Below are 13074 nucleotides of genomic sequence, written 5' to 3'. Positions count from 1 at the left end.
CTTTCAGTCCCACCCCGCCCCGCGACAGCACCGCACAGCACCGCGACCGCACAGCAGCCTCACACCTCCCCAACCTCGGCGGCGGCGCGGCCGCGAAACCGCAGCGCGGGACAAACCGCGTCCCGCTGGCCTCCGGCGTGCAGTGGCGCGCCGGAGACACCGCAGGCGGCCGCGCCGCCGCCTCCACCGAAAATCGGAGATTTTCGAGCAGCCAGCGTGCAGTAGCGCGCTGGCGACCTCGCGCGGTCGCGGCGACACGCTCCGCGGTCGCCGCAGCGCGCGCCAACAGCACAGCAACTGCACCGCCGTCGAACGAACGTTTTTCGCGGATCGGGCGGAACTCCCGCCGTGAGTGCAGCCTAATCGGCCTCCTCACAGCGCATCGCCTCGCCGGCTGTCCACCGTCTGGCGCGCGCGAATAACGCCGCGAGAGAAGCCCGACCGCGGCCGGAGCAACGCGGAGGCCGCGGGCGGCTGAGGTTGGGGGGTCAGAGGCTACGCTTGTCTCGACAGCCGGTGTAGAGAATCACCGAGAAACCGGTCGCGACGACCGACTCGCCAAACCGGGTCCTGGCGGATTGAAAGGGCAAGGCCGGTCGCGGGCTTTCTGGCTGTTGGAAACAAGCACAGCAGCACGCTTGATCGCTCTAAAAGCAGCGTATGGCGAGCGACGTCACCACCTCATTCAGCCGTCTCTCGCCGATTGTCGGCGTGTGAGCGGACCCAGAGCTCGCCGATCCGGGAGAGCGTCGTCCGGTGGGACTTGCCGTGTGCCTCCTGTTCGATGTAGCCCTTCCCGCCGGGGCCGAGGCGGTCGACGTTGTAGATGACCTTCGAGCGGAACGAGTCGGTGTACTCCTCGTTGAGGTCGGCCGCGAGCGTCTCCGCCAGCTCGGAGACGGAGTCGAACTCGCCGTGCTCGCCGAGCGTGAACAGGATGAGCTCCTCGAACGGCTTGACGTTCTGGAAGGAGGCGACCGGGAGCTCCACGATGTGGTTGTCGCCGATGCGCTTCGCGCCGATAGTGGTGCCGCGCTCGTCGAACTCCTCCAGAAGCGACGTGGTGCTCGCGAGCCGGCGCTCGATGCGGTCGCGGTCGACGGCGGCGTCCGCTCCCTCCGCTCCGTCCGCGCCCTCGGCCGCGTTCCGGAGCTCCTGCAGGAGGTCGCGGCTCTCGCGCAGCTCCTCGGCGAGCTCGGTCTCGAGGTACTTCTCGGGGGCGGTGTAGTAGGTGTGGATGCGGTCGCGGTCCGCCTGTCGCTCGACCATGATCGAGTGGGCCGCGGTCGCGAACGCGAACGAGACCGGGCGCGGCATCGAGCAGACGTTCACCCACACGTCGCCGCCGTCGTCCAACTCCGCGTTGATCAGGTCGAACGCGCGCTCGAAGGCGGCGTCGTAGTCGTACACGTCTGCGATGGACTCGCGGACCGTCTCGGCGCCGAGCAGGTTCTCGAAGTCCGTCTCCAGTTTGCGCGCGATGTTCCGCGAGTACTCGACGTTCGCCTCGCTCCCGACCGACCCCTCGAGCAGGATCACGCGGTCCACGTCGAACTGGTCCCGGATGAGCGGGGCGATCAGCCGGTCGTAGTCGAAGCCGACCGGGACGACGTGCGTCTCCATGTCCGTCCGGTACGACGGCGGGGGTTAAAACCGCGTCCGTCCCCCGCGTGCCTCGTTCGTCCGTGTTCTCTCGCACGAACGCCTTCGGTCCCGTTCCCGCGCGTCGGCCATCCCCGAACGGTCTAAGTGCGCGCGCGCCCGACCCCGAACCAATGAGTCTACGGCCCGCGTGGCTGACCTTCCGGCGGTACGCGGCGGCGACGACCGCGGTCACGCTGACGCTCGTGAGCCTCGGCGTCTACACCGCGGCGACGGGGTCGGGGCTGGCCTGTCAGGCGCAGTGGCCGCTCTGCTCGGACCAGCTCATCCCCGCGCTGACGATCAACCCCGACTTCATCGAGTGGTTCCACCGCGTCTGGGCGATGGGCACCGGCTTCGCGATCATCGGCCTCGCGGCGTGGTCCTGGCTCGGCGACCGGGAGCGGCGCGTCCGGCTCGCGGCGACGGCCGCGGTCGCCATCCTCCCCCTGCAGATCACCGTCGGCGCGGTGACGGTGACGGTCGGCGGGCTCGTCCCCGGCGGCTACACGGTGTCGACGCACGCCGCCCACCTGCTCGTCGCGCTGACCATCTTCACGCTGCTCGGGCTGGCGACGCTGTGGGCGTTCCTCGACGAGCGCGCCGTCACGGCCGCGCACCTCCGGCGCGCGCTCGGACTCGGCGTCGGCGGCCTGCTCGTCACCGCGCTGCTGTCCCGCGCCGTCCCCCTCCTGACCTACTCGCCGGGGGCGCAGGGGTGGTTCTACGCGGCCGGCCTGCTGGCGCACATCGGGCTGCTCTCGGCGGTCGTGCTGACTCCGCACGCCGCGGTCCGGGAGACGGTCGCCCGCCGGACCCGCGGGCTGGCGGGCGCCGCGCTCGCGCTGCTGTTCCTCACGCTGCTGCTCGGCCGCGACCTCGTGCTCTACACGGCGACGTGGCGCCTGATCAACCAGGTCGCGCTCGTCGGCGCGCTCGTCGGCGCGGTCGCCGCGCTGCTCGTCGTGCGACGCGGAGCGGCGACGCCGGACGCCGCGGCCTCCGAGCCCGGTGCCCCCGCGAGCGACGACTGAGAAACGCGCCTCGCCGCGGGTCCGCGGTCGCGGGGTGGCCGGTCCGTGGCGTTTATTTCCGTCCGCCGCCCGGTTGCTGGCATGCAAACGGCGGACCACGCGACGGTTACCGGGCTCCCGCCCGGGATGGCGGCCGCCCGGGACGAGCTGACGCCGATGCTCTCCCAGTACGCCGACTGCTGTGCCGCCCACGAGGACGCCCTCGTGCTGTTTCAGGTCGGCGACTTCTACGAGGCCTTCTGCGAGGCCGCCGAGGAGGTGGCTCGCGTCTGCGAGGTGACGCTCACCCAGCGCGAGGACTCCACCGGCGAGTACCCAATGGCGGGCATCCCCATCGACAACGCCGCGGGCTACCTCGATTCGCTTTTGGAGGCCGGCTACCGCGTCGCGCTCGCCGACCAGGTCGAGGACGCCGAGCAGGCCTCCGGGCTGGTCGACCGCGCGGTGACGCAGGTGATCACCCCAGGGACCGTGGTCGAGGACGAACTGCTCGCGTCCGGGACGACGAACTACGTCGCGGCGGTCGCGCGGGACACGGCGGAAGACCAGAACGGCGCCTACGGCCTCGCCGCGGTCGACGTGGCCACCGGCGAGTGTCTGGTCACCGGCGGCGACCGCGAGACCGTGGCGGAGGAGCTCGACCGCGTCGATCCCGCGGAGCTGCTGACCGGCCCCGGCGTCGAGCCCTTCTCGGACGCGGAGACGGAGGCGGACCCGATGACGACCGCGGCACCGGGCGACGCCTTCGCGCGCCGGACCGCCCGCGATCGGTTGGAGCCGTACGTCCCCGGCCCGGAGAACCGCTTCGCCGGCACGGCGGAGCTCCGCGCCGCGGGCGCGGTGCTCGCGTACGCCGAGTACACCCAGGGCGACGACGGCCCGCTGGAGTACGTCACGCGCGTCCGGCGCTACGACCCGCGCGACCATCTCCGGCTGGACGCGGCCGCGCGCCGGAGCCTCGAACTGTTCGAGAACCGCGGGCTCGGTGCGAGCGACACGCTGTTCGACACGCTCGACGAGACCGCCTGCGCGCTCGGCCGGCGGTGTCTGGAGCGCTGGCTCCGGCGCCCGCTCGTGGACGTCGACCGGATCGGCGCCCGGCACGACGCAGTCGCCGACCTCGCGGACCGGTCGCTCGACCGGGACGCGGTGAGGGAGGCGCTGTCGTCCGCCTACGACCTCGAACGCCTCGTCGGGCGGGTCTCTCGCGGCCGCGCGAACGCCCGCGACCTGCGCTCGCTGGCGGCCACGCTCGCGGTCGTCCCGGAGATCAGGGCGGCGATCGCCGGCGGCGAGGGGGGAGCCGGAGGCGGAGACGACGCGGCCTCCGCGCTCGACGAGCGCCCCGACCACCTCCGGGACCTCCGCGACAGGCTCGACCCCCTGACGGACGTGCGCGACCTGATCGAGGAGGCGATCGCCCCGGATCCGCCACAGGAGATAACCGAGGGCGGCGTGATCCGCGAGGGGTTCGACGCGGAACTCGACGACCTGCGCGCGACGGAGCGCGAGGGGCGAGAGTGGATCGCCGACCTGGAGGCGGCCGAGCGCGAGCGGACCGGCATCGACTCGCTGAAGGTCGGCCACAACCAGGTCCACGGCTACTACATCGAGGTGACCGACGCGAACCTCGACCGCGTGCCGGACGACTACCGCCGCAGACAGACGCTGAAGAACGCCGAGCGCTACTACACGCCCGAGTTGAAGGAGCGCGAGGAGGAGATCGTCGGCGCCGCCGAGCGCGCGGACGCGCTGGAGTACGAACTGTTCGCGGAGGTGCGCGAGTCGGTCGCGGCGGAGGCCGACCGGATCCAGGCCCTCGCGGACGCGCTCGCGGAGACGGACGCGCTGACCTCGCTCGCGACGGTCGCGGTGCGGCACGACTACGTCCGTCCGGAGGTCGTCGCTGATCCGGACGCGGGCATCGAGATCGAGGGCGGGCGGCACCCCGTCGTGGAGCGGACCGGCGAGTTCGTCCCCAACGACGCCGACCTCCCGCGGGGGAGCGTCGCGCTGATCACCGGCCCGAACATGAGCGGCAAGTCGACGTACATGCGGCAGGTCGCGCTCGCGGTCGTGCTCGCGCAGGTGGGGTCGTTCGTCCCCGCGCAGGCGGCCAGACTGCCGGTGCTGGACCGCGTGTTCACGCGCGTCGGCGCCTCCGACAACATCGCCGGCGGCCAGTCGACGTTCATGCGCGAGATGAGCGAGCTGACGGAGATCCTCCACGACGCCACCGGCGACGCGCTGGTGTTGCTCGACGAGGTGGGCCGCGGGACCGCGACGACGGACGGCCGCGCCATCGCCCGCGCCGCCGCGGAGTTCCTCCACGACGAGCTCGGCGCGACCACCCTCTTCGCCACCCACTACCACGAACTGACCGACCTCGCGGACGGCCGCGAGCGCGTCTGCAACCTCCACTTCACCGCCACCCGCGAGGACGGCGACGTGACGTTCCTCCACCGGGTCGCCCGCGGCGCGTCCTCCTCCTCGTACGGCGTCGAGGTCGCGGAGCTCGCCGGCGTGCCGCCCGCGGTCGTGGACCGGGCCCGCGACCTCGTCGACGACTCGGACCGCGGTGGGTCGTCGGCACCCGAGGAGCCGGTCGGGTCGGCGGACTCGACGGACGAGGGCGAGCGGACGGGGCCGCCGGAGCCGCCGGAGCCGCCGGAATCGGCCGCGGACCCCGCCGACGCCACGCTGGACGCGTTCGCGGAGAGCGACGGTCCCGACCGGCCGGCGGACGCCGGCGCCGGGAGCCCCGACGCGGACGGCGACCGCGACGAGGCGGCCGCCGAGGTGCTGGCCGCCCTCCGGGAACTGGACCTGGCACGCACGACGCCCATCGAGGCGCTGAACGCGCTCCGCGACCTGCAGGAGCGCGCGGAGCGATGACCGGACGGTCGGGCGGCGGGCCGGCCGACCCCTCCGAAGAGCCCGGCGACGCCCGCGTCCGTCGGCTCGGCGACGCGACCGTCGACCGCATCGCGGCGGGCGAGGTGGTGACGCGCCCGGCGCGGGTCGTCGGCGAACTCCTCGACAACGCGCTCGACGCGGGCGCGGGGCGGGTCGAGGTCGCGGTCCGGGGAGACGGCACGGAACGGGTCCGCGTTCGCGACGACGGCAGGGGGATGAGCCGCGCGGACGCGGAACTGGCCGTGGAGCGCCACGCGACGAGCAAGCTCCGGGACGGCGAGGATCCGGTCGGCGTCACCTCGCTCGGCTTTCGGGGCGAGGCGCTGCCGGCCATCGCCAAGGCCGCCCGGCTCGAACTCGTCACCGGCGACGGCGGCGCGCAGGGGACGCGGGTCGTCGTGGACGGCGGCGAGGTCGCGGTGTCGGACGCCGGCCGCGCCCGCGGCACCACCGTGACCGTCGAGGACCTGTTCCGCGACCGTCCAGCCCGCCGGGAAGCGCTCGCGGGGCCGGAGACGGAGTTCGCGCGGATCTCCGACCTCGTGGCGGACTACGCGCTCGCGCGGCCGGACGTTGCGTTCACGCTCGTTCACGACGGCCGCGAGACGCTCTCGACGCCCGGGACGGGCGCGAGCGACGCGCTGCTCGGTGTCTACGACCGCGACGTCGCCAGCCGGTCGACGGCGCTGGACGCCAGCGTCGCGGTCGCGGACCTCGACGGAAAAGTCGGCGTGTCCGGCGCGCTGGCGTACCCCTCGGTCACCCGGGCCTCGCGCGACCACGTCCGCGTCGCCGTGAACGGCCGACCCGTGGAGAACGCGCGCCTCGCGCGGGCGGTTCGAGCCGGCTACGGGCGCCTGCTGCCGGACGGACGGGAGCCTGTCGCGGCGGTGTCCGTCTCCCTCCCGCCCGAGGCGGTCGACCCGAACGTCCACCCCGCGAAGCGCGAGGTCGGCCTGCGGGCCGGCGACGCAGTCGCCGACGCCGTCGAGACCGCGGTCGGCGACGCGCTGACCGGCGCGGACCTCCGACGCAAGGCGGAGGTGGCGACCGGCCTCGACGCCGCGCTCTCGCCGATGGACGGCGCCGACCCGTTCGCGGCGTTCGAGCCGATCGGCCAGTACGCGGACCTCTACCTGCTGTGTGACGCCGGCGAGGAGCTGGTCGTGATCGACGTCCACGCCGCCCACGAGCGCGTCAACTACGAGCGTCTGCGGCGGGCGTTCGACGGCGAGGCGGTGCCGACCGCGGCGCTGGACCCGCCGGTCACGGTGTCGCTGTCGGCCCCGGCGGTCGCGGCGGTCGAGGCGCACGGCGACGCGCTCGCGCGACTCGGCTTTGACGCCGAGGCGTTCGGCGGCGGGACGGTTCGGCTCCGCTCGGTCCCGGCGCCGTTCGGCCGGGCGGCGGACGCCGACGCCTTCCGGGACGCGCTCGACGCGCTCGCCGACGGCGAGTCGCCCGCGGACGCGCGGGACGCGCTGCTGGCGGACCTGGCCTGTCACCCCTCGCTCAAGCGCGGCGACGCGCTCGACGGCGGGGACGCCCGCGCGCTGCTCGACAGACTCGGCGAGTGCGAGCGCCCGTTCGCCTGCCCGCACGGCCGGCCGACGACGCTGTCGGTCGAGGAGGCGACGCTCGCGGAGGGGTTCGAGCGACGCCCGCGGCGCTGAAGGGGCGGTCGGCCGGAGAAAACGCCGCGCGGTCGGCGGGGGGCGCGGCGCGGTCGGTCCGTCGCGATGCGGGCTCTGCCGTGCGGTTGTCGCTCGATGCGTCCGCCGGGTCGGTCGGCGGGCGGTGCGTCTCGCGTGCGGTCTCCGTTCGGTGCGTCTCGCGTTCGGTCGCCGTTCGATACCGTTCTCGAGTCCTGTACGGCTCGCGGGATCGGCTGCCGATTCCGTCCGTGTCCCCGTTCAGGGCAGTCGGCGGGCGGTGCGCGTGCGTCGTCCGTGTGTCGAGCGTCGGTTCAGTTGGGCACCACCTCTCGACCTATGGTAACAACCCGCATGATAAGAACCTTGTGGCGCCGGCTCAAAAAACCACAAGAGGATTGTCACGTTCGCGGGCGTCGACCTACCACGCCTTGCAGTCGGCACAGACGCGGTCGCCGTCGTCGAGCCACCGGCGCTCGACGGTCGCGCCGCAGCGCTCGCAGGCGACGCCGTCGGTGGTCCAGTCGGCTGTCGGCGTCGCCGGGTCCGGATCGACCGCCGCGTCGCCCGGGTCGGCTTCCGGGTCTTCGGCCGCGTCGACGCTATCGGTTTCCGAGTCGGCGGCGGCATCGCCCGAGTCCGTATCGGTCCGCTCCGACTCCGAACCGTCCTGCGTCGACTCCGCGGGCGCGTCCGACGACGCGTCGGCCTCCTCGGCCGTCTCGTCAGTCTCGCCCGCCTCGTCAGTCTCGCCCGCCTCGTCAGTCTCGCCCGCGAAGTCGTCCAGCGAGCGGTCCTCGGGCACGGTCGATCAGGCCTCCCGGCGCAGGCGCTCGACGACGAAGTCGGTCTCCAGTTCGCCGAGGAACTCGCCGAGCCGCGGGCCCTGCGTCTCGTCGAAGAAGAGGCGGTAGCCGGCCGCGAAGAAGTCCGAGACCTCGATGTCGTGTCTGCGGGCGGTCTCGTACATCTCGCCCTGGATCGCCTCGCCGTCGTGGCCCGCCGCGACGAAGTCGGCGAGGTCGTCGAGCGCGGCCGCCACGTCCGCGTCGAACTCCGCCGCCGGGAGCTCCGTCTGCAGCCGGTAGTTGTACTCGTTGTCCATGCGCTCGGCCCACGCGCGGGCCTTCTCGACGCGCTTGAGCGCGTCCGCGACCGCCCAGTCGGGCGTGTCCGCGTCGAAGTGCCCCTCGTCGCGGGCCAACTGCTCGCGAAAGTCGAGGTCCTCGACCATGCCGAGGACGGCCGCGAACGTGTACGGGAGCCGGACGCGCTCCTCGCGGACCTCCTCGACCACGAAGGGATAGGCGCGCTCAGCGAAGCGCGTCAGCTCCTCGTCGTCCACCTCGCCGAAGTAGGCGCGCTCGAAGCGGTCGAAGCGGTCGACGAGCTGGTCGAGCCGCTCCAGGTTCAGGTCGCGCGCCTTCTTCGGGTCGAGCGCGAAGAAGTAGCGCAGCACCTCCGGCTCCAGCAGGTCGAGGATCTCCGGGACGGTGACGATGTTGCCCGCCGACGAGGAGAGCGCCTCGCCGTTCAGCGTGAACCACTCGTACACCATCGGCACCGGCGGCTCCACGTCGAGGACGTTCTCCGCGATGTCGACGCCGGAGGGCCACGACCCCTCGGCGTGGTCCTTGCCGAAGGGCTCGAAGTCGACGCCGAGGACGCCCCACTGGCCGGGCCACTCGAAGCGCCACGGGAGCTTCCCCTCGCGGAACGTCGCGGTGCCCGCGTGGCCGCAGCCCTCGATCTCGTTGCCGCCGGCCTCCATGCCGGTGCACTCGTACTCGACCGTGCCGGCCTCGAGGTCGACCGCGGTCACCGCCTCCGTCACCTTGCCGCACTCCGCGCACACCGGGTTGAACGGGACGTACGTCTCGTCGACCTTGTCCTGGTACTGTCCCAGGACCTCTCGGGCGTCGTCGACGCGCTCGAGCGCCTTGCGGACCACCGGCTCGAAGGTGCCGTCCGCGTACAGGTCGGTGTTCGAGACCATCTCGACGGGGACGCCGAGCCGGTCGGCGTCCGCCTTGAGGAGGGACGCGAAGTGGGCCGCGTACGACTCCTTCTCGCCGAACGGGTCCGGGATGTCCGTGTACGGCTTGCCGAGGTTGCGCCCGAGCGCGCCCGCGTCGACCTCGCCGAGACCGACGATGTTGCCGTCCGGGTCCGCGAGCTTTCGCGGCACCTTCCGGAGGGGGTCCTTGTCGTCGGAGGTGAACACCTGCCGGACCTCGTGACCGCGCTCGCGCAGGACCTCGGCGACGAAGTAGCCGCGGATGATCTCGTTGAAGTTGCCGAGGTGCGCGACCCCCGAGGGCGAGACGCCGCCCTTGATCACGACCGGATCGTCGGGGTCGCGCGCCTCCACGGCGTCCGCGACCGCGTCCGCCCAGAAGGCGTGATGGGTCGGCTCGCCCTCGCCGTCCTCCGCTCCCGGCTCGCTCGCATCGTCGCCCGTCGGCAGCGTGTGGGGGTCGCGGCGGTCGTCGGCGCTCATCTATTCCTCCTGCGCCCAGTAGGTCGGCTCGGCGGTCCCCTCCGGCACCACGTCGGTACCGCTGTGCTCGCCGCGGAGGACCGCGTCGACCAGCACCTCCGGGTCCGTGCCGTCGAGCACCAGCGACCGGATGCTCGCCCGGTCGATGAGCTTGGCCGCGAGCAGGTCGACCGGCGCGGACGCGCCCGCGTCCCGGCTCATGGGGACGACGATGTCGACCAAGTCGGCGGGCGACAGCGACGCGAACTGCTCGGCGTCGGAGGTTTCGTTGGGGTCCGCGTCGTAGACGCCGTCGGCGCTGGTGGCGTACACGAGCAGGTCGGCGTCGACCGACTCCGCGAACGCAGCCGCCACGGCGTCGGTCGTCTGTCCGGGCATCACGCCGCCCATCACCGCCACCTCGCCGCGGCGGAGCGCCGCCGCCGCGTCGTCGTACTCCTCCGCGGGCGAGAGGGTCGCGCGCTGGCCCAGCGCCGCGATCAGGAGGCGGGCGTTGAGCCGCGTGACCCCGATGCCGAGCTTGTCGAGCTGGACCTCGTTGGCGCCCAGCTCGCGGGCGGCGCCGATGTAGTCGCGGGCGACGCCGCCCCCGCCGACGACGACGCCGATCTCACACCCCTCGTCGGCCAACGTCCGGATCGCGTCGGCGTGGGCCGCCACGCGGTCCGAATCGAGATCCGGCGCGAGCACGCTCCCGCCGATAGAAACGACGACTCTCATTACGGATGAGTTCCGCCGTGCCGCTCTTAAGGATTATCAAGCCCCGCCGAGCGCGACGGGCGGTTGCGGGACGGTGCGGGAGCGACTCCGGCCGCCCTACCGTCGGCCGCAGATGCTCACCAGGTCGTGGAGGTCCGTCACCTCGTAGGTGGGCTGGCGGCTCAACTCGAAGTCCCGCCGGTGCGGCCGTCGGATAAATGCGGAGTCAACGCCCGCGTTGTCGGCCGCCTCGATGTCGGACTCGTTGTCGCCGACGAACAGCGCGGTGTCGGCCTCGAGGTCCTCCAGCGCGCGCTCGATGTAGTACGGCGAGGGCTTCTTACGCGAGAGACTGGCGATCGTCGGCTCGCGGCCGTAGGCCGTCCCGAAGTGGGCGTCGAGCCCGAAGTGGTCGAGCAGGAAGTCCACGGTCGCCTGCTGGTTCGAGGAGACGACGCCGAGTTCGGCGTCGAACTCCCGGAGCACGTCCACGTCGTCGTAGGGCGTCTTGCGGCCGGACCGGGCGTCGCGCACCTGCGCCTCGCTCGCCACCCGGTCGCGGAGGGTCCAGAACTCGCCGGGGTCGAGGTCGTACCGGTCGCATAGGGACGCCAGGTCGCCCGGCGTCACGCCCGCGGCCACGTCGTCCACGTGGGCCAGGTCCGGGTCCTCCACGCCGGCGCTCTCGAAGGCGTCCCAGGCGGCCTCGCGGAGCGTGTCGAACGGCGTCCGACCGACTAACACCCCGTCGTTGTCGAACACGACGGCGTCGTACATGGCCGTACGTCGGCGAGGCGCGCGGAAAAAGGTTTCACCGGCCGGGTCACCCCGGTTCGGGCCGGAACGAGGCCGTGACGGGCGCCTCCGCACCGCGCACCGCGCCCTACTCGTGGACCGACTCGCCGCGGTGGAGCCGCGTGGCGATCGAGAAGGTCCCCTCGCGCTCGCGGCGGGTCGGGAAGTGGGCGGCCATGTACCGAGCGAGCGCGACGAGCAGGAGGCGGCGCTCCGCGGGGTCGTCGCGGCGGTCGTACTGCGAGAACGCCGCCTCCAGCGCCTGGAACGTGTGGAAGTTCGCGTCCTCGACCAGCAGCGCGTTGCCGAGTTCCGCCTTCAGCCGGTCCGGATCGCCGCCGCCGTCGAGGTAGCGGGCGGTCGCCCGCGCCGCCGCGTCGACCTCGCCCTCGGTCTCGAAGCACAGCCGGAGGTCAGAGAGCGCCTCCTCGGGGTCCGCGTCCGGCGCCGGGTCGGGATACGGCGCGGGCGGCGTGTTGAGGAACCGGTCGAGGTAGACGTTGACGGCCGCGTCGACGACGCCGCGGTAGAGCTCGGGGGCGTCCACGCGCTCGCTGGTGCGGTGGACCGCATTCGCGTAGGTGAACGTGTGGTGGACGGTGTTCCAGTCGACGAACTCGTTGCTCGTCCCGAACCGCGCGACCCGCGTCGCGGCCGCGTACGCCACCGCGCCCGCGAGCTGCTCCACGGTCGCGCCGTTCCTGATGGCCGCCGCCAGCGCGTCGAAGATCGGTTCCGGCTCCGATCCGCGGAGCGTCTCGGTGAAGTCGTCCGGCTCGGTCCATTCTTCGCCCTCTCCGGCCGCGACGAGGTCGTCGAGGCGGTCGAACAGGTCCTCGCACATGCCGGCGAGGTCGTCGGGGCGGCGCCACTCGGCCAGCTCCTCGCTGCGCTCGGCGCCCGTGAGGTTCTCCACGAGGCTCGACAGCACCGCGTCCGCCTCGTCCCAGCCGATCCGGTCGAGCGCCTCGGTCGCCTTGTTGAAGTGGTCGAACGCGTGACCCGTCGAGAGGTAGCGGTGGTCGGTCGCCGCCGCGGCGACGATCTCCGCGAGCTCGGCGTCGTCGTAGCCGCAGGCGACCGCGGTGCGCAGACACCGCTCGGCGCCGTCCGGGTCGCGGACCTCGACGCAGTCGCGGAACCACTCCTTCAGGCGGTCGTAGGGGACCTCGCGCGTGTCGAACTCGTCCTCCTCGAACTTCGGCGGCTCGTCGGCGCAGTCGCTCGCCACCTCGGTCAGCCCCTGATACATCGCGCGCTGGCGGTCCTGCGGGTCGAGGTCCCCCGCGACGTTCGACAGCGCCGTGAAGATGGTGAGCCCGGACGACCAGCCCCCCTGCCGGTACCGCGTGCCGAACGCGACGCCCGCCTCCAACTGCTCGGACACCGGCACGCCGGCGTCCGCCAGCCCGACCGCGGACTTGGCGATCACCAGCCGAATGTTCCGCTCGAGGCCGTCCTCCAGCCGCTCCCGCCAGTGTTCGGCCGGGGGACGGTCGCGCTCCGGGTTCGGGTTCACGTAAACGGTGCCGTCCTCGACCAGGGTGGGGTACGTCTCCACGTCGTCGGCCCACGGGTCGAAGGTGTTCCCGCAGGAGAGCTCGAAGCGCGCGTGGTGCCACTCGCAGGTGAGGATCCCCTCGTCGACGGTCCCCTCGGTGAGCGGGAACCCCATGTGCGGACACCGGTTGTTCACCGCGCGGACCTCGCCCTCGTGGTGGAACACCGCGATCGGCACGCCGTCGAGCGCGACCAGTTCGCGGCCCGACTCCCGCAGTTCGTCCAGCTCGACCGCCGCCTCGTGCGTCTCGGGAACGCTCATGATCGTTCGTACTGG

General features: G+C 72.7%; 9 protein-coding genes. 3 read left to right on the top strand and 6 right to left on the bottom strand.

Annotated features, from left to right (window positions below):
- Window positions 1-681: 681 nt before the first annotated feature.
- Window positions 682-1623 (bottom strand): HFX_2341 family transcriptional regulator, encoded by a 942-nt coding sequence (locus tag ACQE3L_RS06545; protein ID WP_426962965.1) that lies wholly within the window; start codon window positions 1621-1623, stop codon window positions 682-684.
- 152 nt (window positions 1624-1775) lie between these two features.
- Here ACQE3L_RS06545 and ACQE3L_RS06540 point away from each other — a divergent pair, with 152 nt between their 5' ends.
- The 3 genes from ACQE3L_RS06540 to mutL all read left to right on the top strand — a co-directional run bounded on the left by ACQE3L_RS06540 (window position 1776) and on the right by mutL (window position 7264).
- Window positions 1776-2675 carry a COX15/CtaA family protein gene (locus ACQE3L_RS06540; protein ID WP_426962964.1) on the top strand — a complete coding sequence of 300 codons (900 nt, stop codon included), beginning with the start codon at window positions 1776-1778 and terminating at the stop codon, window positions 2673-2675.
- A gap of 81 nt (window positions 2676-2756) precedes the next feature.
- Window positions 2757-5570 carry a DNA mismatch repair protein MutS gene (mutS, locus tag ACQE3L_RS06535; protein ID WP_426962963.1) on the top strand — a complete coding sequence of 938 codons (2814 nt, stop codon included), beginning with the start codon at window positions 2757-2759 and terminating at the stop codon, window positions 5568-5570.
- Entirely contained in the window at window positions 5567-7264 is a 1698-nt protein-coding gene (gene mutL / locus ACQE3L_RS06530) for a DNA mismatch repair endonuclease MutL (protein WP_426962962.1), read from the top strand. Before mutS ends, mutL begins: the two co-directional genes overlap by 4 nt.
- Window positions 7265-7664: 400 nt before the next feature.
- On the opposite strand, the gene ACQE3L_RS06525 is transcribed toward mutL, so the two are convergent.
- From ACQE3L_RS06525 to ACQE3L_RS06505, 5 genes are all read right to left on the bottom strand, one after another.
- Window positions 7665-8048 carry a DUF7573 domain-containing protein gene (locus ACQE3L_RS06525; RefSeq protein ID WP_426962961.1) on the bottom strand — a complete coding sequence of 128 codons (384 nt, stop codon included), beginning with the start codon at window positions 8046-8048 and terminating at the stop codon, window positions 7665-7667.
- A 6-nt stretch (window positions 8049-8054) separates the two neighbouring features.
- Window positions 8055-9743: a lysine--tRNA ligase gene (lysS, locus tag ACQE3L_RS06520; RefSeq protein ID WP_426962960.1), complete on the bottom strand. Its 1689-nt coding sequence runs from the start codon at window positions 9741-9743 to the stop codon at window positions 8055-8057.
- Entirely contained in the window at window positions 9744-10463 is a 720-nt protein-coding gene (pyrH, locus tag ACQE3L_RS06515; protein WP_426962959.1) for a UMP kinase, read from the bottom strand.
- 96 nt (window positions 10464-10559) lie between these two features.
- Entirely contained in the window at window positions 10560-11219 is a 660-nt protein-coding gene (locus tag ACQE3L_RS06510) for an HAD family hydrolase (RefSeq protein WP_426962958.1), read from the bottom strand.
- A gap of 106 nt (window positions 11220-11325) precedes the next feature.
- Window positions 11326-13059 (bottom strand): Rieske (2Fe-2S) protein, encoded by a 1734-nt coding sequence (locus ACQE3L_RS06505; RefSeq protein WP_426962957.1) that lies wholly within the window; start codon window positions 13057-13059, stop codon window positions 11326-11328.
- Between the last annotated feature and the right edge of the window lie 15 nt (window positions 13060-13074).

The sequence above is a fragment of the Haloparvum alkalitolerans genome (assembly GCF_050122995.1).
In the GTDB taxonomy this organism is placed as follows: domain Archaea; phylum Halobacteriota; class Halobacteria; order Halobacteriales; family Haloferacaceae; genus Haloparvum; species Haloparvum alkalitolerans.
Note: the sequence above shows the minus strand (reverse complement) of the source record. Positions and strands in the feature narration are given on the sequence as shown.